General features: G+C 64.1%; 15 protein-coding genes. 12 read left to right on the top strand and 3 right to left on the bottom strand.

Annotated elements, in window-relative coordinates; translation table 11 throughout:
* Nucleotides 1-136: 136 nt before the first annotated feature.
* Nucleotides 137-1543, bottom strand: a complete 1407-nt coding sequence (ahcY, locus tag GJ654_RS03505; RefSeq protein ID WP_155444716.1) for an adenosylhomocysteinase — start codon at nt 1541-1543, stop codon at nt 137-139.
* 164 nt (nt 1544-1707) lie between these two features.
* Between ahcY and ybgC the strand changes: the two genes are divergently transcribed.
* From ybgC to glmM, 10 genes are all read left to right on the top strand, one after another.
* Nucleotides 1708-2118, top strand: a complete 411-nt coding sequence (ybgC, locus tag GJ654_RS03500; protein ID WP_155444715.1) for a tol-pal system-associated acyl-CoA thioesterase — start codon at nt 1708-1710, stop codon at nt 2116-2118.
* A gap of 164 nt (nt 2119-2282) precedes the next feature.
* On the top strand, nt 2283-2987 hold the full coding sequence (gene tolQ / locus GJ654_RS03495) for a protein TolQ (protein WP_155444714.1): 705 nt from the start codon (nt 2283-2285) through the stop codon (nt 2985-2987).
* A gap of 15 nt (nt 2988-3002) precedes the next feature.
* On the top strand, nt 3003-3446 hold the full coding sequence (tolR, locus tag GJ654_RS03490; protein ID WP_155444713.1) for a protein TolR: 444 nt from the start codon (nt 3003-3005) through the stop codon (nt 3444-3446).
* A gap of 20 nt (nt 3447-3466) precedes the next feature.
* The gene (locus tag GJ654_RS03485; RefSeq protein WP_155444712.1) at nt 3467-4597 is read left to right on the top strand and encodes a cell envelope biogenesis protein TolA; all 1131 of its coding nucleotides are present in this window, start codon (nt 3467-3469) and stop codon (nt 4595-4597) included.
* Between the two features lie 36 nt (nt 4598-4633).
* On the top strand, nt 4634-5929 hold the full coding sequence (gene tolB, locus GJ654_RS03480) for a Tol-Pal system beta propeller repeat protein TolB (protein ID WP_155444711.1): 1296 nt from the start codon (nt 4634-4636) through the stop codon (nt 5927-5929).
* Between the two features lie 232 nt (nt 5930-6161).
* Complete coding sequence (pal, locus tag GJ654_RS03475; protein WP_155444710.1) at nt 6162-6686, top strand: peptidoglycan-associated lipoprotein Pal; 525 nt, start codon at nt 6162-6164, stop codon at nt 6684-6686.
* A gap of 146 nt (nt 6687-6832) precedes the next feature.
* Nucleotides 6833-7819 carry a tol-pal system protein YbgF gene (ybgF, locus tag GJ654_RS03470; RefSeq protein ID WP_155444709.1) on the top strand — a complete coding sequence of 329 codons (987 nt, stop codon included), beginning with the start codon at nt 6833-6835 and terminating at the stop codon, nt 7817-7819.
* Nucleotides 7816-8811: a tRNA lysidine(34) synthetase TilS gene (gene tilS / locus GJ654_RS03465; protein WP_155444708.1), complete on the top strand. Its 996-nt coding sequence runs from the start codon at nt 7816-7818 to the stop codon at nt 8809-8811. Before ybgF ends, tilS begins: the two co-directional genes overlap by 4 nt.
* A gap of 107 nt (nt 8812-8918) precedes the next feature.
* The gene (gene ftsH / locus GJ654_RS03460) at nt 8919-10841 is read left to right on the top strand and encodes an ATP-dependent zinc metalloprotease FtsH (protein WP_155444707.1); all 1923 of its coding nucleotides are present in this window, start codon (nt 8919-8921) and stop codon (nt 10839-10841) included.
* A gap of 122 nt (nt 10842-10963) precedes the next feature.
* A complete protein-coding gene (gene glmM / locus GJ654_RS03455; protein ID WP_155444706.1) occupies nt 10964-12304 on the top strand; it encodes a phosphoglucosamine mutase in 1341 nt (446 codons plus the stop codon).
* Here glmM and GJ654_RS03450 read toward each other — a convergent pair whose 3' ends face one another.
* Together GJ654_RS03450 and GJ654_RS03445 are read right to left on the bottom strand one after the other, a co-directional pair.
* Nucleotides 12305-14035 carry an ATP-dependent DNA ligase gene (locus GJ654_RS03450; protein WP_155444705.1) on the bottom strand — a complete coding sequence of 577 codons (1731 nt, stop codon included), beginning with the start codon at nt 14033-14035 and terminating at the stop codon, nt 12305-12307. It abuts the gene before it with no gap.
* A complete protein-coding gene (locus tag GJ654_RS03445; protein ID WP_155444704.1) occupies nt 14032-15039 on the bottom strand; it encodes a ligase-associated DNA damage response exonuclease in 1008 nt (335 codons plus the stop codon). Before GJ654_RS03445 ends, GJ654_RS03450 begins: the two co-directional genes overlap by 4 nt.
* Before the next feature lie 40 nt (nt 15040-15079).
* Between GJ654_RS03445 and GJ654_RS03440 the strand changes: the two genes are divergently transcribed.
* Complete coding sequence (locus GJ654_RS03440; protein ID WP_155444703.1) at nt 15080-17530, top strand: ligase-associated DNA damage response DEXH box helicase; 2451 nt, start codon at nt 15080-15082, stop codon at nt 17528-17530.
* Nucleotides 17527-18189, top strand: a complete 663-nt coding sequence (gene pdeM, locus GJ654_RS03435) for a ligase-associated DNA damage response endonuclease PdeM (protein ID WP_155444702.1) — start codon at nt 17527-17529, stop codon at nt 18187-18189. Before GJ654_RS03440 ends, pdeM begins: the two co-directional genes overlap by 4 nt.
* The last annotated feature ends 11 nt before the right edge of the window (nt 18190-18200 follow it).

The following is an 18200-nucleotide window of genomic DNA, read 5'->3' as shown; positions in this document are numbered from 1 at the left end:
TGAATCTTTCCAACGAGCAAATCGCAGGGTCCCGCCCCTGACGAATCAATCCAATTTACTGCGTTCGGGCGCCACGAAAAAGCCTCCGCGCGGACAACGCGGAGGCCAAGTTCATGTCAAACCGCCGATCGTACGATCAGTAGCGATAATGCTCGGGCTTGAACGGACCTGCGACCGGCACCGACAGGTAATCCGATTGCGCCTGTGTCATTTTGGTCAGCTTCACGCCAATTTTTTCCAGATGCAGCACCGCGACCTTTTCATCCAGGACCTTGGGCAGAGTGTAGACCTGCCGGTTGTACTGGCCCTGCTTCGTGAAAAGTTCGATCTGCGCCAGCGTCTGGTTGGTGAAGCTCGCGGACATGACGAAGGACGGGTGGCCCGTCGCATTGCCGAGATTCACGAGACGGCCTTCGGACAGCAGGATGATGCGCTTGCCGTCGGGGAATTCAACCTCGTCCACCTGCGGCTTCACATTGTGCCACTGGAAGTTGCGCAGGCCGCCGACCTGGATTTCAGAGTCGAAGTGACCGATGTTGCAGACGATGGCGCGATCCTTCATGGCGCGCATGTGATCGACGGTGATGACGTCCACATTGCCGGTCGAGGTCACGAAAATGTCGGCGCGCGTCGCGGCGTCTTCCATGGTGGTGACTTCATAGCCTTCCATCGCCGCCTGCAGCGCGCAGATCGGGTCGATTTCGGACACGAGCACGCGGCAGCCGGCGTTGCGCAGCGAGGCCGCCGAACCCTTGCCGACATCGCCGAAGCCCGCGACCATGGCGACCTTGCCGGCCATCATCACGTCGGTGCCGCGACGAATGCCGTCCACCAGCGACTCGCGGCAGCCATAGAGGTTGTCGAACTTCGACTTGGTCACGGAATCGTTGACGTTGATGGCCGGCCACAGCAGGCGGCCTTCTTTGTGCATGATGTAGAGACGGTGCACGCCCGTGGTGGTCTCTTCGGTCACGCCCTTGATCGCGGCGGCGTTGCGGCCATAGAAACCGGGGTTGCCCTTCAGCCGCTTCTTGATCGCGGCATACAAAACTTCTTCTTCCTCGTTGGTCGCGGTGTCGAGGAACGCCACGTCGCCCTGCTCGGCGCGCAGGCCGAGATGGATCAGCAGCGTGGCGTCGCCGCCGTCGTCGAGGATCATGTTGGGCTGACCGCCATCGGCCCACTCAAAAATCTTGTGGGTGTATTCCCAATATTCCTCGAGGCTCTCGCCCTTGATGGCGAAGACCGGCGTGCCGCGCGCGGCGATGGCGGCGGCGGCGTGATCCTGGGTCGAATAGATGTTGCAGGAGGCCCAGCGCACGTCGGCGCCCAGCGCCTGCAGCGTTTCGATGAGCACAGCCGTCTGGATCGTCATGTGCAGCGAGCCGGCGATGCGCGCGCCCTTCAGCGGCTGGCTCGCGCCATATTCCGCGCGCGTGGCCATCAGGCCCGGCATTTCGGTTTCGGCGATCGCGATTTCCTTGCGGCCCCAATCGGCAAGGGCGATGTCGCGAACAACGTAATCGTGGGTCGGGTGGGTCATGAAAAACAATCCTCCGGGCTGTTGATCGCCTATAGCAGCGGGCAGGGCGATTGGCAATAAAGATATAAAGAACTGTTTATGTGGCTGGCGCGAGCGCGGCGCGGATTGATTCCGCGCCGCGCATGGTCCAGGTGCTCGCGCTGCGAATCTTCAGGACGACCGGAATGAGCGAGCAAACGCCCCCCCACCTGTTTTCCATCCGTGTCTATTATGAGGACACCGATTTTTCCGGCATCGTCTATCACGCCAATTATCTGCGCTTCATCGAACGCGCGCGGACCGAAATGCTGCGCGACGCGGATCTTCACCAGGGCGAAATCCATGCGGGCGGAAAAGTCTTTTTCGTCGTGGCGCGCATGTCCATCGAGTTCTTGCGCCCGGCGCGGATGGACGATTTGCTGGCGGTCGAGACGCGGGTGCTCAAACTCACCGCCGCGACGCTGGAGCTCGACCAGCGCGTGAAAAAGGGCGACGAAATCCTGTTCACGGCCAAGGTTCTGATCGCCGCCGTCTCGGGTGGGCGCGCCTGCCGCATCCCCCGGGAGGTCAGGGAAAAGCTGTCGCCGCCCGCGTAACAGTGGGCGCGCGAAAATTGAGAATTTAACCAGACATTAACCATCGCGGCCGCTTTACTGGGGCCTCGACCGCGCGTTTTTGCGCGCACAGCCGCAGAAATGACGGATTTCCCCTGCATGTGCAGCGCAGCAAAAGCGCCGCGGGAAGGATGAGGATCGCCCTGATGAATGAAGTCGTCGCAGCCGGGAGCGAAACATCGGTTTTCGCCATGTTCCTCAACGCCTCGATCGTTGTGAAAATGGTGATGATCGGTCTCTTGAGCGCCTCGGTCTGGTGCTGGGCGATCATCATCAACAAGACCATCCTGATCCGGCGCGCCCGCGCGGCCATCGAGGAATTCGAGGCCGTGTTCTGGTCCGGCAATTCGCTCGAAGACCTTTATCAATCGCTGACCGGGCGCCCGACCATGGCCACCGCTTCGCTGTTCGTCGCGGCCATGCGCGAATGGAAGCGCTCATTCCAGACGGCGGCCGCCTCTTTCGTCGGGTTGCAATCGCGCATCGAAAAAGTTTTGGATGTCTCCATCGCGCGTGAGGTCGAAAAGCTTGAGGCGAACCTGCTGGTGCTCGCGACCGTCGCCTCCGCCGGCCCCTTCATCGGCCTGTTCGGCACGGTCTGGGGCATCATGACCTCGTTCCGCTCGATCGCGGCGTCGAAAAACACGTCATTGGCGGTGGTCGCGCCCGGCATCGCCGAAGCCCTGTTCGCCACGGCCATCGGCCTGTTCGCGGCCATTCCCGCCCTGATCGCCTACAACAAGCTTTCCGGCGACGTCGCCAAGACCCAGGCCAAGATGGAGGCCTTCGCCGACGAATTCTCCGCCATCCTGTCGCGCCAGATCGACCAGCACACGTCGCGCAACGCCTGAGGAGTTTTTTCGACCATGGGCATGTCTGTCTCATCAGGGGGCGCCGCACGCAGGCGGCGCGGCGTGCCGCGCTATCGCGCCATGGCCGACATCAACATGACGCCGTTCATCGACGTCATGCTGGTGCTTCTCATCATCTTCATGGTGGCGGCGCCGCTGCTGTCCTCCGGCGTGCCCATCGACCTGCCCTCCACAAGGGCGGGCGAACTGAACATCGACAAGAAGCCGGTCGCCGTCGCCATCAACGACAATGGCGAAATCTTTCTCATGGATCAGAAGATCGAGATCTCCCAACTGGTCGAGGCGGTGAAGGCGCAGGCCAAGGATGGGGTGGATGAGCGCGTCTATGTCCGCGCGGCCAAGGCGGTGCCTTACGGCAGGGTGGCGGAGGTCATGTCCGATCTGACCGCGGCGGGCTTCAAAAAAGTCGCGCTCGTGACCCAGCAGGAGAAGAAATAGGTTTTGCGGGTGATGCGGCGGTGAAGATTTCGCGCTCCGAACCGGGCCTGTTTGTGTCGGCGGCCGTCCATCTGGGCGTGCTGGCGTTTCTGCTCATCCATTTTACCAGCGAACACAAGTTCGACGACGCCCACGAAGCCGTTCCGGTGGAAACCATCACCGACGCGCAATTCAGCCAGATCATGAAGGGCGAGAAGATCAAGGAGATCGCGCCCAAGCCGCGCGTTGACCGCGTCGCGCAGGCCGACGAGCAGAAACCGACGCCTCCGACGCCCAAGGCGCAAAAGGAGGTTTCGAGCCCTCCGCCGCCGCTCAAGCGCCAGCCTGAACCTTCCGAAGAGCCGCCTCCGCCTCCGCCGGTCCGGCCGCCGGAGCCGAAGCCTGAGGTCAAACCCACGCCCAAGCCGCCGCCGAAGCCGCCGGAAAAAGCCGAGGAAAAGGAAGATCCGGAAAAGGACGACGCCGAGCCGGTGAAGCCGCCGCCGCGCCCAAAACCGCCGGAAAAGAAGGCCGAGGCCAAGCCCGAGCCGCCGCCGCCGCAACCGCCCAAGCCGCCGCAGCCGCCCAAACCTCTGGAAAAGCCGACGCCCAAGCCGCCGAAACTGGATGAGGTCGCCAAGCTGTTGTCTTCGTCGCAGAGCAAGGACGCGAAACCGACGGAAAATCCGAGCGACAAGCCGCCGAAACCCAAATCCGGCGAGGAAAGCAACGCGCGCCCTTCGCCGAATCTGGCGGACATTTCAAAACTGCTGAGCCGTGAGCCCGCGCAGTCGCGCGGCTCGGCCGGCCGCGAAGTGAGCCACGCCCCCGCGGCGGGCGCGCCGAACGCCCATGCCGCCAAAATGTCGCCGTCGATGGCCGACGCGCTCGATGGCTATTTGCGCGAACGCTACAAGCAGTGCTGGAACTATGTGGCCTTCTCGGAGACGCCGCATTACGTGCCCAAGGTGCGCGTGGCCTTTCGGTCGGACGGATCGCTGGCGGCGGCGCCGGTGCTGATCAACCCGCCGTCAGACCCCACGGCCCGCGCCTTGGCCGAAAGCGCCCTGCGCGCGGTGCGGTCCTGCAACCCCATGAAAATTCCCGCGCAATTCGCGCCCTATTTCGAGCAGTGGAAGGATTCCACCGTCGCCTTCAACCCGCAGGACTGACGAAAACCTGATCCCAACAGACGCAGGACGACAGAAATGACCTTTGCTCCGACCCGCCGCCATGCCGCCGCCTTGCTCGGCGGATTGGCCGCCGTTCCCTTGATTCGCGGCGCAAGTTTCGCCGAACGCTACATCGACGTGCGCGGCGGCGGCGACTTCAAGCCGGTCAATGTCGCGGTGGCCCCGTTCGGCGGCGACAGCGGCGCATCGATGAGCACGATCATCGTCAACAATTTCAAGCGCTCGGTTTTCCTCAATCCCGTCGAGGCCGGCGACCTCGGCGGCAATCCGGACGCCGCGCCGAACCTTGCGGCCGCGCGCGCCGTGAACGCCCAATTCGTCGTCACGGGGCGGTCGGGGCGCGGCGAGGGACGGATGAAAACCGAATTCCGGCTCTGGGACGTCGGCTCCGGCGCACAGGCCGCGGGACAGCAATATGTCACCGACCCCAACAATGCGCGCCGCGTCGCCCACATTGTCTCGGACGCGATTTTTTCGAAAATCACCGGGGAAAAAGGATTTTTCGACACCCGCGTCGCCTTTGTCGACGAGAGCGGGCCGCGCGAAAACCGCCGCAAGCGCCTGTCGATCATGGACCTCGACGGCGCCAGCCTCCGCCATCTCACGCGCGGCGACGATTTGGTGGTGACGCCCCGGTTCTCGCCCAATTCGCAGGAGCTCACCTATATGGCGTTCGGCTCCGAGGACCCGCGCGTCTTCCTGCTCAACATCGACACGGGACAGCGCGAAGTCGTCGGCAATTTCCCGGGCATGACCTTTTCGCCGCGTTTTTCGCCTGACGGCCAGCGGGTGGTGATGTCGCTGTCGCAAGCGGGCGCCGCCAACCTTTATTCGATGGACCTGCGCACGCGCGCGACCACGCGTTTGACAGATTCCGGCGCCATCGACACCTCCCCGTCCTATTCGCCGGACGGTTCGAAAATTGCGTTCGAATCCGACCGGGGCGGCACCCAGCAGATCTATGTCATGGGCGCCGGCGGGGGCGGGGCCAACCGCATCTCCTTCGGCCAAGGCCGCTATTCGACGCCGGTTTGGTCGCCCAAGGGCGACTACATCGCCTTCACCCGCCAGGGCAGTGGCGGTTTCGCCATCGGCGTGATGAAGCCCGACGGTTCCGGAGAGCGCATCCTCGCCGAAGGATTTCATAACGAAGGTCCGAGCTGGGCGCCCAACGGCCTGTTCGTCATGTTCTTCCGCAATGGCGGCGGCGGCCCGAAACTGTTCATGGTCGACATTTTCGGACGCGGCGAATTCCCGGTGACGACGCCGGGCTTCGCCTCCGATCCGTCCTGGAGCCCGTTGCTGGGGTAACGAAGCGCTTTCAAGCGAAGGGAATGCCGGTTCGCGTGAAGACAGCGCGTCAAAATAAAAGGCGAAGCTTTCGCCCCATTCTGGCCAGAAACGTCTTGTTAACCATGGGCCCAAACGCCACAAATTCGCCGGATTTCGTAACCCCTTATCAAGGTTACGAAAACCTTCGCTTAATGTTTCGCAGGCTACCACTGGCGGAAAGCTCAATCCGCCAGCCAAAGGAGCGCGCCGGATGAATATTTCGATGCATCAACTGAAACTCGCCGGGGTCATTGCTGTCGCCGTGGCTCTGGGCGCCTGCTCCAAGAATCCGACCGATCTCGACGGACTCAACGGCTCCGGGGCCGGTCGCTCTGGGGTCGGCGGCGTCGGCGCCGCCGGGGCCGCGTCGCCCGGCTCGACCCAGGATTTCGTCGTCAATGTCGGCGACCGCATCTTCTTCGACAGCGATTCGTCGGAGATCAACGGGTCGGGACAGGCGACGCTCGACAAGCAGGCGCGCTGGCTGAACCAGTACGCCAGCTACGCCTTTACCGTCGAAGGCCATGCGGACGAACGCGGCACTCGCGAATACAATTTCGCGCTGGGCGCCCGCCGCGCCGAGGCGACGAAGAACTATCTGATTTCGCGCGGCGTCTCCGCCGCGCGCATCAAGACGATCTCCTATGGCAAGGAGCGCCCGGTGGCGGTGTGCGACGACATCTCCTGCTGGTCGCAAAATCGCCGCGCCGTGACGGTGCTCAAGCCGGGCGCCTGACGCGGTTTTTTGCGGAAGCCTGCCGAAATTCGACGCCTCGGCGTCGAATTTTCGTTTGCGTGTTGGCGCGCAATCGCCACTTTTGCCGCTTGTCGCGAGGGTTCCTGGTGTAGAATGTGGCGACTCAAAGCGCTTCCGAGGGTAGGATGAACCGGAATAACAACGCGTATTTTCGCGCCTTTGGAGTGGCGTGCGCGATTTTTCTCGCGGGAGCCGCCACCGAGGCGCGCGCGCAGAGATTCGATCGACCGCCTGTCGATATCGAGGATCGCGGCCCTGCCGAGGACCCGAGCGCATCGCTGCGCGTCGACCGCCTGGAATCGCAGGTGCGGACCCTGAACGGCCAGGTCGAGCAGTTGCAGTACCAGATCAAGCGCATGGAAGACATGCTGCGCAAATTCCAGATGGATGTCGACCAGCGTTTCCAGGAGCAGGGCGGGGCGCGTCAGCCCCAGCGGCGCTCCGAGCTTCCGGACCAGCCTGCGTCGCCCCCGGTGGCCCAGGTTCAGCCGCCGGCGCCTCCATCTCCTGCAGTCGGCGAGGGGCGGCGGCGCGACGCGTTCGATCCGTCCGCCCAAGGCGGGGCGCCGGGCGCGCCCAAGGAGTTGGGATCGCCGCATTCGGCGAGCAAGCCGCTGCGCGTCGACAACGATCCGCTGGCGCCGCTGGACATCAGCCCTAGGGGCGCGCGCAACGATGGGACCGCGACGCCCGTGGCCCTGGAGCCTCCGGGCGCGACGCCGTCGGCCGATCCGGTGAAGGCGGATTTCGACGCCGCCTCCGAGCTGCTGAAGGCGCAACGCTACGACGCGGCGCAGCAGGCGTTTGCCGGCTTCCTGCAAAAGCATCCGGGCACGCGCTACAATGCGCCCGCGATCTTCCACTATGGCGAAAGCTATTATTACCAGAATCGCCACCGCGAAGCGGCCGAGCAATTCTTGAAAATCGCCACGGATTACTCGAAAAGCAGCGTCGCGCCGGGCGCGATGGTCAAGCTCGGCGTGTCCCTGAACGCGCTGGGCGCCAAGGAGCAGGCCTGCGCCTTCTTCGCCGAATTGCCGCGCAAATATCCCAATGCATCCGCTTCGGAAAAGCAGTCGGCCGCGCGTGAGGCCAAAAAGGCGGCCTGTTGAGCGACGACACGGCGAATCCGGCGCGGATGCTCGAAGCGCTGGCGTTGCATTCGGTCGTTCTGCTCGCCATCTCCGGCGGGCCCGATTCCATGGCGCTCCTGCATCTCGCGGCGGCCTGGCGCGACGCCGATCCGAAGGCGCCCCGGTTTTTTACCGCGACCGTCGATCATGGGCTCAGGGCCGAGGCGGCGATCGAGGCGGCCAAGGTCGCGGAATGGTCTCTCGCCCTCGGCATGGCGCACAAAACCCTGGTCTGGACGGGCGAAAAGCCGATCACCGGCGTTCAGGAGCGCGCCCGGAGCGCGCGCTACGCTCTGCTTGTCGATCATATGCGCGAAATCGGGGCGACGGCGCTCGCCACGGCGCATCACGCCGACGACCAATGGGAGACCGTGATGATCCGGCTGGCGCGCGGCAGCGGGATCGCCGGTCTCTCCGGAATGTCCCGTGACCAGGGTTTTTCTGGCGGACGGCTCGTCCGTCCCCTGCTTCACCTGCCGAAGGCGGCCTTGGTCGACTATTGCCGAGCGCGGGGCCAAGAATTTTTTGACGATCCCTCCAATGCGGACCCGAGATTTGCGCGCGCCCAATGGCGCGAACTGGCCGCGCCCCTGCACCGTCTCGGGTTTACGCGCGAACGCGCCTCAAAACTTTCCGAGCGGGCGGAAAAGTGCGACCGCGCTTTGGCGTGGGCGGCGATGCGTTTTCTCGAAGAGGCTCAAATTCCGACCGAAAACCATGCCTATGATTTTTCGAACGCGCTGAATGCGCCGACGGCGATCATCGAATATGTCCTGCAACTGGCGTTGATCAAGGCGGCTGGCGCTCCGGCGTCTCGCCTGGAGCGCGTCGAACGCCTGGCCGTCAGACTGGAAACCGCGCTGAAAACGGATGCCGAACTTTTCGCCACTTTGGGCGGCTGCGTCGTCACCCTGAACCGTGACAGGCGCCTGAAAATCGCGTTGGAGCCTCAGCGCAAGCGGGGCCTTTGAAAATCAAACCACTGTCCTTCACTTGGCAAGTGGAACCTGCGCAACTACATTCAAGTTTCGATGCGACCGGCGCGCTCCATCGGTCGGAAAGGCTACGCAAGGAAGAGATGAATCCTAATTTTCGCAATTTCGCCCTTTGGGTGATCATCGTTCTGCTGGTTGTGGCCCTGGTGGTGCTGTTCCAGAAGCCCAGCGAGCGCGTCCCCGCCCAGGAGATCAACTACAGTCAGCTTCTGACCGACGCGGACCAGGGTCGGATCAAGGACGTGACCATCTCCGGCTCGGAAATCACCGGGCATTACACGGATGGCAAGACCTTCTCGATTTACGCGCCCAACGATCCGAACCTTGTTCAGACCCTGAACAAGAAGGGGGTTCAAATCACGGCGCGGCCGCCTTCCGACGGCAACAACTGGCTGGTGACGCTGCTGGTCAATGGCCTGCCGCTGATCGCCTTCATCGGCATGTGGATTTTCCTCTCCCGGCAAATGCAGGGGGCTGGCGGCAAGGCCATGGGTTTTGGCAAGTCCAAGGCCAAGCTTTTGACGGAGGCCCATGGGCGCGTCACTTTTGAGGACGTGGCCGGCGTGGACGAGGCCAAGGAAGACCTCGAAGAAATCGTGGAATTCCTGCGCGACCCGCAAAAGTTCCAGCGCCTCGGCGGCCGCATTCCGCGCGGCGTGCTGCTGGTCGGCCCGCCCGGCACGGGTAAAACCCTTTTGGCGCGCGCCATCGCTGGCGAAGCCAATGTGCCGTTCTTCACGATTTCCGGTTCGGACTTCGTGGAAATGTTCGTCGGCGTCGGCGCCAGCCGCGTGCGCGACATGTTCGAACAGGCCAAAAAGAATGCGCCCTGCATCATCTTCATCGACGAAATCGACGCGGTCGGCCGCCATCGCGGCGCCGGCCTCGGCGGCGGCAACGATGAACGCGAGCAGACGCTGAACCAGCTTCTGGTCGAAATGGACGGCTTTGAAGCCAACGAGGGGATCATTCTCATCGCCGCGACCAACCGTCCCGACGTGCTGGACCCCGCCCTGCTGCGTCCGGGCCGCTTCGACCGCCAGATCGTTGTGCCGAACCCCGACGTCATCGGCCGAGAGAAGATTCTCCGGGTTCATGCGCGAAAAGTTCCGCTGTCGCCGGATGTCGATCTCAAGGTGGTGGCGCGCGGCACGCCCGGTTTCTCCGGCGCGGACCTTATGAACCTCGTCAACGAGGCGGCGCTGCTCGCGGCGCGGCGCGGCAAGCGCGTCGTCACCCGGGACGAGTTCGAGGATTCCAAGGACAAGATCATGATGGGCGCCGAGCGTCGCACCATGGTCATGACCGAGCAGGAAAAGCTGCTCACCGCCTATCACGAGGGCGGCCACGCCATTGTTGCGATGAATGTGTCGGCGACCGATCCGGTGCATAAGGCGACGATCATTCCGCGCGGCCGCGCGCTGGGCATGGTCATGCAGCTGCCCGAGCGCGATAAGCTGTCGATGAGCTTCGAGCAGATGACGTCGCGCCTCGCGATCCTCATGGGTGGCCGCGTCTCCGAGGAAGTGATCTTCGGCAAGGACAAGGTTACCTCCGGCGCGCAAAGCGATATCGAGCAGGCGACCAAGCTCGCGCGGGCGATGGTCACGCGCTGGGGCTTTTCCGACGAACTCGGCACGGTGATGTACGGCGAAAACCAGGAAGAGGTCTTTTTGGGCTATTCCATGGGCCGCCAGCAGAATATTTCGGAGGCGACTTCGCAAAAGATCGACAGCGAAGTGCGCCGCCTCGTCGAGGCCGGACAGTCGGAAGCGCGTCGGATCATCACCGAAAAGCGCGACGATCTCGAAACCCTGGCCAGGGGATTGCTCGAATACGAAACCCTGTCCGGTGACGAAATCCGCAACCTGCTCGAGGGCATCCCTCCGGTTCGCGAGACGGGCGACGAACCGCCGCCTCCGCGCCGCTCGGCCGTTCCCGCGGCGGGCAAGTCCAGCTGGGGCGCGCCCGACGCCGATCCGGGACTCGCGCCGGCGCAATCCTGATCCGGTGGTTCGACGGGCGGTTTTCCGCCCGTCGACATTTTGACCACGTTAAACATTGATGAATTCTGGAGGGCGCTGTCATTTTACGATAGATTTGCCTCAGGAATTGGAGATTCGCTAATATGAGCCGCAAGTTTTTCGGCACGGACGGCATTCGTGGCCTCGCCAACAAGGTCATAACCCCGGAACTGGCGCTGAAAGTCGGACAGGCCGCCGGCATCGTTTTTCAAAACGGAGACTATCGGCATCGTGTTGTGATCGGGAAGGACACGCGTCTTTCCGGTTACATGATCGAATACGCGCTGGTCGCCGGCTTCACCTCCGTCGGTATGGACGTGCTGCTGCTGGGCCCCATGCCCACGCCGGCGGTCGCCATGCTGACCCGCTCCATGCGGGCGGATCTCGGTGTGATGATTTCCGCCTCGCACAATCCTTTCGAGGACAACGGCATCAAATTGTTCGGTCCGCAGGGTTTTAAACTCTCGGACGAGGTGGAGCGGCAGATCGAAGCTTTGATCGAAGGCGATCTCGGCTCGAAACTGGCGGGGTCTTCCGCCCTCGGTCGGGCGCGCCGCGTCGATGATGTTCGCGCGCGCTATGTCGAATTCGCCAAGCACACCTTGCCGCGCAACATGTCGTTCGAGGGCATGCGGGTGGTGATCGATTGCGCCAATGGCGCGTCCTACAAGGTGGCGCCGGAAGCGTTGTGGGAACTGGGCGCCGAAGTGTTTTCGCTCGGCGTCGAGCCCGACGGTTTTAATATCAACCGCAACGTCGGTTCGACCGCGCCCCAGGCGCTTGCGCAACGGGTGCGGGAACTGCGCGCCGATATCGGCATTGCGCTCGATGGCGACGCGGATCGCGTCCTCATCGTCGATGAACATGGCCGCTTGGTCGACGGCGATCAACTCATGGCGGTGGTGGCGCAGGACTGGCGCGCCGACGGCAAACTGTCCCGGCCAGGCATTGTGGCGACCGTGATGTCCAATCTCGGACTGGAGCGTTATCTCGGCTCTTTGGGTCTGTCGCTGGCGCGCACGCCGGTCGGCGACCGCTACGTGCTCGAGCACATGCGCGAGCATGGCTATAACGTCGGCGGCGAGCAGTCCGGGCACATGATCCTGTCCGATTATTGCACCACCGGCGACGGCTTGGTTGCGGCGATGCAGGTCATGGCGGTGGTCAAGCGCCGTGGCAAGCCGGTCTCCGAAGTCTGCCACGCCTTCGATCCGCTGCCGCAGATTCTGAAGAACGTGCGCTTCAAGGGCGGCAAGCCTCTGGAGACCGAGTCGGTCGCCAAGGTGATTCAGGCCGCCAAACAAAAACTTGGCAATGAGGGGCGGCTGGTGATCCGACCCTCCGGCACAGAGCCGGTCATTCGCGTGATGGCCGAGGGCGACGACAGGCTTGTGATCGAGAGCATCGTCGACGAGGTTTGCGAGGCGGTCGCCGCCGCCGCCTGATTACCGCGCCAGTTTGGCCAGCGCTTCCAATTGATCGGCTTCGGCCGGTCTCTTGTCGCGTCGGATGCGGTTGATGCGCGGAAAGCGCATGGCGTAGCCGGATTTGTGCCGGGGGGAGACTTGCACGCCTTCGAAGGCGATTTCCAGAACAAGGCCGTTGTCCGATGCGTGAACCACTTCGCGCACCGGACCGAATTTCTGCACCGTATTCTGCCGGACAAAACGGTCGAGCTGGGCCAGCTCCGCATCCGTAAAACCGAAATAGGCTTTGCCGACCGGCAGCAGCGCATCGCCGCTCCACAGGCCAAAGGTGTAGTCGGAATAGAGCGAGGCGCGCTTGCCGTGACCGCGCTGCGCGTACATCACCACGCAGTCGAGCAAATGGGCGTCGCGCTTCCACTTGAACCACTCGCCCTTCGGCCGCCCGGCGATATAGGGGCTGGCCTTGCGCTTGAGCATCACGCCCTCGACGCTGGGATGTTCCGCTGAAACCGCGCGTTGGGCCGCGAGCGCGTCCCAATGTTCGAACGAGAGCAGCGGCGACAGCAGCAGGCGGGGATCGTCGGCCTTCGCGACCGCCTGTTCCAGCAGGCGGCGGCGCTCCAGAAACGGCAGCGGCCGCACGTCGGTCCAGTTTTCGCCGCTGGCGTCGGCGGCAAACAGCAGATCGTAGGCGATGATCGCCACGGGGATGCGCGCCAGCATGGCGGCGGAAATGGTTTTGCGATTGAGCCGCTGCTGCAAGGTGGAAAAGCTCGCCACGGCTTCCAGCCCGGTTTTCCCCGGCTCCAGCGCGACCAGCTCCCCGTCCAGCCCGCCGGCAAACACGAGGGGGTGACCATGTACGCCGGATGCTTTCCTGACGACGTCGGGGCTAACGCCCCCGCCCCTCACCCCCGCCCTCTCCCCGCTTGCGGGGAGAGGGAGCAAATCGAGGCCTTCGCCTGAAGAGGCGACCAATTCCGGAAAAGCGGCGGAAATATCGTCGCCGGAGCGCGAGAACAGGCGGGCGCCGGCCCCCGAGCGGCCTTTCAACTGAACCCTGATCCCATCCCACTTCCATTCGGCCTTGAAATCGCCCGGCTCCAGTCTTTCGAAATCCGCGTCGTCGATGGGATGCGCCAGCATGGGCGAATGGAAGCACAGGGCGTCACAGGCGGAGGGGCGCGCCGCCGCGCCCGAAAGCCAGGCGAACAGCGGCAGGTAGGGCGGCGCGAAACCATGCCAAACCTCTTCGATCTCCGTCTGCGCCACGCCGCTCCATTGCGAAAGGGCCTGTTTGGCGAGGCCGGTGGAAACGCCGACGCGCAGCGCGCCGGTCACCAGTTTGAGCAGCGCCCAACGGCCGGTCCCGTCGAGCGTGTCGAGCCAGCCGGGCAGGCGCCGCCGCGCTTCGGCTTTGGACATGGCGCGCATGGATTCGACGATCTGCGCCAGTCCCGGCGGCTCCGCCGCTTCGCCCGGCTCCCACATCAGCGCGATGGTTTCGGAGAGATCGCCGACAAAATCGTAGGACAGCCGAAACAGGATGGGGTCGGCGCGCTCCTCGATCAAGGCGCGCAACAGACCCGGCTTGACCTCGTCCAGCACGAGATCGCCGCACAGGGCGGCCAGCGAATAGCCGCGGTCGGGATCGGGCGTGCGGTTGAGATAATCGACCAGCAGCGCCAGTTTTCCATTGCGCGCCGGCTGGCAGAGCAAGTTTTCGAGAAGATTCGAAAAATCCTTCATTCCGCCTCTTCCCCCTCATAACCGTGAAGATTGAGCGGGCGGGCGAAAAGGCCGCGCAAGTCGCACCAGCGCATCAGCGCGTCTTCCTGGCCGTGGGTGATCCAGATTTCCTCCGCGCCGGTGTCGAGAATGGTTTGTTGCAGGGCGGGCCAGTCGGCGTGGTCCGAGAGGATCAGCGGCAATTCCACGTTGCGCTGGCGGGCGCGGCCCTTGATCTGCATCCAGCCCGAAGCCATGCCGCGCACGGCGTCCCCAAACTTTTGCGACCAGCGGTCCTGCAAGGCCGACGGCGGGCAGATGACCAAGCCCGGCGCCGAAGATTTTGTGCTTTCGGCGCTGGCCGGCTCCAGCGCGCCGAGTTTTGCGCCAAAGTTTTGGTAGAGCTCGCAGATTTTTATCGCCGCGCCATGCATCGCTATGGCGCGGTCGTCGCCGGCCGCGCGTATTTCGGCGACCAGACGTTGCGCCTTGCCCAAGGCATACGCGCCCACGACATGCCAACGCTCGGGCGCGCGCGCCATGGAAAGGCGCAGTTTCTCCAGCTCGTCGCCGGGCGGCGGACGGCGGAACACCGGCAGGCCAAAGGTGGCCTCGGTGATGAAGACATGGCAGCGAACCGGCTCGAACGGGGCGCAGGTCGGGTCGGCATCGCGCTTGTAATCCCCCGAAAACACGATTCGCAGGCCGCGCCACTCCAAAAGAACCTGCGCTGACCCGAGCACGTGGCCGGCGGGAACCAGGGTGACGTCGACCTCGCCGATCCGCACTTTTTCGCCGTAGCGCAGGGTCGAGAACCGCCCGGCCGCGCGCTCGCCGAGCCGGGCTTGCATGATGGCGGCGGTGGCCTCGGTGCAAATGACCTCGTCGTGGCCGGGGCGCGCGTGGTCGGAATGGCCGTGCGTAATCACTGCCCGCGCGGCGGGCCGCAGCGGGTCGATGAGAAAATCGCCCGGTGGGCAGAACAGGCCCTCCGGGCGCAGCACAGCCAAGTCCTGCGGACGCATCGCCAATCCGGATTCCCTTTCCTATATGGTCGAGGACGCCATGAACGCCAAGCCGCCGCGCCCCGATCTGCCCGAAATCCTTGTCCGTTGGTTCGAGCGGCGCGGCTGGATTTTGCGCGACTACCAGCGGCGGGTTCTGGACCTCGCCACGCGAAAAGAATCGGCGCTGGTGATCGCGCCGACCGGCGCCGGCAAGACGCTTGCGGGCTTTTTGCCGGCCCTGTGCGATCTCGCGCGCGGCGAGGCGGCGCCACTGTTCGCGCTTTACGTCTCGCCGCTCAAGGCGCTGGCGGTGGACGTGCGCCGCAATCTTGAAATCCCCGTCGCCGAGATCGGTCTCGACGCCCGGATCGAGGCGCGCACCGGCGACACTCCCGCGAGCCGGCGCGCCCGCCAGCAGAAAAACCCGCCGCACATCCTGCTGACCACGCCGGAACAGCTTGCCCTGATGCTGTCGCGGCCCGACAGCGCCAAAGTGTTTGCAAATCTTAGATATTTGGTGCTCGACGAAGTCCACGCGCTCGCGCCGTCGAAGCGGGGCGATCTGCTGGCGCTCAACCTCGCGCAACTCGCGAGGATCGCGCCCGATGTCCAGCGTTTTGGCCTGTCCGCGACGGTGAAAGATCCCGAGGCGCTGGCGCGCTGGCTGGCCTCGGGCGGTGCGCCCACGCCGCACATTGTCAAAGCCGAGGACGCGCCGCCGCCGCGCTTCGAGATTTTGGAAAGCGAAAGCCGCACGCCCTGGTCGGGCCATTCCGGCCGCTATGCGGTGGGCGACATTTATCAGCGCCTGCGCCGCGCGACGTTGAGCATCGTTTTCGTCAACACCCGGCTGCAGGCGGAGCTGATGTTCCAGCTTCTCTGGGACATCAACGAGGACAATCTGCGCATCGCCCTGCATCACGGTTCGCTCGATCGCGCCCACCGCCGCCGGGTGGAAGCGGCCATGGCGGAGGGGGCGGTCGATGCGGTGGTGGCGACATCGACCCTCGATCTCGGACTCGATTGGGGCGATGTCGATCTGGTCATCCAGGTCGGCGCGCCAAAAAGCGCCAGCCGTTTGACCCAGCGCGTCGGGCGCTCCAACCACCGGCTCGACGAACCCTCGCAGGCCCTGCTCGCGCCGGCTAACCGTTTTGAGTGGCTGGAATGTGTCGCGGCGGTCGAGGCGGTGGAGGCCGGCGCGCAGGACAATGAACCGGCGCGGGAGGGCGCACTCGATGTTCTGGCCCAGCATGTGGTCAGTCGGCTCGGCGCCGAGCCGATGACCGCCGCCGCGCTTTATGACGAGATTGTCGCCGCCGCCCCTTATCGCGGCCTCACGCGCGAGACTTTTGGGCGCGTGCTCGCCTTCGCCCGCAATGGCGGCTATGCGCTGAAGGCCTACGATCGCTTCGAAAAAATTCGCGCCGATGCGAACGGGGTGTTGCGCGTCGCCAACGCGAAAATGCTGGCGGCGCATCGCATGAACATCGGGACCATCGTCGACAATCCCATGGCCCGCGTTGTTCAGGCCATCGGGGCGGGGCGCGCGCTGAAAAAAGCCGGCAAGGAACTGGGGACGATCGATTCGCTGGTCGCGGCCGGCATGGCGCCGGGCGACACGTTTTATTTTGCCGGCGAGGTCTGGGAGGTTCGCGAGCTGCGCGAGGAGACACTTTTTGTATCTCGCGCGCGCGCCAATGCCTCGACGATTATTCCCTCTTATATGGGCGGGCGGTTGCCGGTGTCGGAATCGCTCGCCGCCCGCGTCGCCGAACTGATTTCGGGGGCGCGCCACGACATTCCATTTCCGCCGCAGGTGGCGGAATGGCTCGCCGCCCAGGCGGATGTCAGCATGGCGCCGCGCCCCGGCCGGCTGCTGGTCGAGGTTTTTCCGCGCGCGAAGCGACATTACTTGGCGCTCTATCCCTTTGCCGGGAGGCTGGCGCACCAGACCCTTGGTGTGCTGCTGACGCGGCGGCTCAACCGCGCTGGCCTCGCGCCGATCGGTTTCGCCGCCAACGATTATGCGGTGCTGGTCTGGCAGTTGCGGCCGTTTCCCGAAACAGAGGATTTTTCGAAATTGCTGTCGCCGGACATGCTCGGCGACGATCTCGAGGAATGGCTGGACGAGAGCAGCATCATGAAACGTGCGTTCCGCAATTGCGCGCAGGTCGCCGGACTGGTCGAACGTCGCGTGTTTGGCGAGGCTAAGTCGGGGCGGGCGTTGACCATCTCCTCCGACCTCATTTACGACGTGCTGCGCCGTTATGAGCCCGACCACATCCTGTTGCAGGCCGCGCGTCTGGAGGCTTCTCGCGAAATGCTCGATCTCGACCGCCTCGCGGGAAAACTGGTGATGTTCGCCGATAACATCGATCTTGTGCGCCGCGCCCGGCCGACCCCGCTGGCCGTGCCGCTTCTGCTGGAAATCGGCCGCGAAAAGGCGCCGGGGAACGCGCGCGATCTCGCGCTGGAAGAACTCGGCGACGAATTTTTGGGGACATGAACAAGCCCCTCAACGTCAAACCGCTGCTGGTCGCGCGCAAAATTTCCTTTCATGGACATCGCATCGAGCTGCGTCCGAGCGGCGCGCTTTGTTTTCCTGACCTTTCCGCCCTGGTGGTCGCCGACCTTCATCTCGGCAAGGCGCTGCATTTTTCCGCCGCCGGGATGTTCCTGCCGCCCTACGAGTCCGACGCGACATTGCAAAAACTCGACGCCGAGGCGCGGGCCACGGGAGCGGACAAAATCGTGCTGCTCGGCGACGCCTTCCATTCCGCGCGACTGACCGCCGAGCCGGATTTCTTGCCGCGCATGGTCGAAATTTTGGCGCGTCGCGCCGCGCCCGTGTTCGTGCTCGGCAACCATGACCGGCCGCTGACTCAGGCGCTGCAAAAGCTGTCGTGCGCTTTGCTGGAGGAATGGCGCGTCGAAAACATCCGCCTGCGCCATGAACCTGACGGGCTCAGCGGTCCGCAGATTTTTGGCCATCTGCACCCTTGCGTCCGTGTCGCCACGCGTGCGGGCAAACAGCGCCGCGCCTGTTTTGTGGTCGGGGCCGAGAAGATCGTCATGCCGGCCTTCGGCGCGCTCGCCGGCGGGCTCTGCGTGACCAGCCCGGCGCTCGCCCCCTTCGCGCGCGGCGCCGACCTCCACCTAATTTGAATTCTTCCCCG

The organism is Rhodoblastus acidophilus (genome assembly GCF_009720655.1).
Taxonomy (GTDB): Bacteria; Pseudomonadota; Alphaproteobacteria; order Rhizobiales; family Beijerinckiaceae; genus Rhodoblastus; species Rhodoblastus acidophilus_A.
This window is presented reverse-complemented; position numbering and strand designations above follow the sequence as displayed.

Coding starts and splice junctions, on each gene's coding strand:
- ahcY (WP_155444716.1), bottom strand. CDS start 1,543: ATGACCCACCCGACCCACGATTACGTTGTTCGCGACATCGCCCTTGCC.
- ybgC (WP_155444715.1), top strand. CDS start 1,708: ATGAGCGAGCAAACGCCCCCCCACCTGTTTTCCATCCGTGTCTATTAT.
- tolQ (WP_155444714.1), top strand. CDS start 2,283: ATGAATGAAGTCGTCGCAGCCGGGAGCGAAACATCGGTTTTCGCCATG.
- tolR (WP_155444713.1), top strand. CDS start 3,003: ATGGGCATGTCTGTCTCATCAGGGGGCGCCGCACGCAGGCGGCGCGGC.
- tolB (WP_155444711.1), top strand. CDS start 4,634: ATGACCTTTGCTCCGACCCGCCGCCATGCCGCCGCCTTGCTCGGCGGA.
- pal (WP_155444710.1), top strand. CDS start 6,162: ATGAATATTTCGATGCATCAACTGAAACTCGCCGGGGTCATTGCTGTC.
- ybgF (WP_155444709.1), top strand. CDS start 6,833: ATGAACCGGAATAACAACGCGTATTTTCGCGCCTTTGGAGTGGCGTGC.
- ftsH (WP_155444707.1), top strand. CDS start 8,919: ATGAATCCTAATTTTCGCAATTTCGCCCTTTGGGTGATCATCGTTCTG.
- glmM (WP_155444706.1), top strand. CDS start 10,964: ATGAGCCGCAAGTTTTTCGGCACGGACGGCATTCGTGGCCTCGCCAAC.
- GJ654_RS03450 (WP_155444705.1), bottom strand. CDS start 14,035: ATGAAGGATTTTTCGAATCTTCTCGAAAACTTGCTCTGCCAGCCGGCG.
- GJ654_RS03445 (WP_155444704.1), bottom strand. CDS start 15,039: ATGCGTCCGCAGGACTTGGCTGTGCTGCGCCCGGAGGGCCTGTTCTGC.
- GJ654_RS03440 (WP_155444703.1), top strand. CDS start 15,080: ATGAACGCCAAGCCGCCGCGCCCCGATCTGCCCGAAATCCTTGTCCGT.
- pdeM (WP_155444702.1), top strand. CDS start 17,527: ATGAACAAGCCCCTCAACGTCAAACCGCTGCTGGTCGCGCGCAAAATT.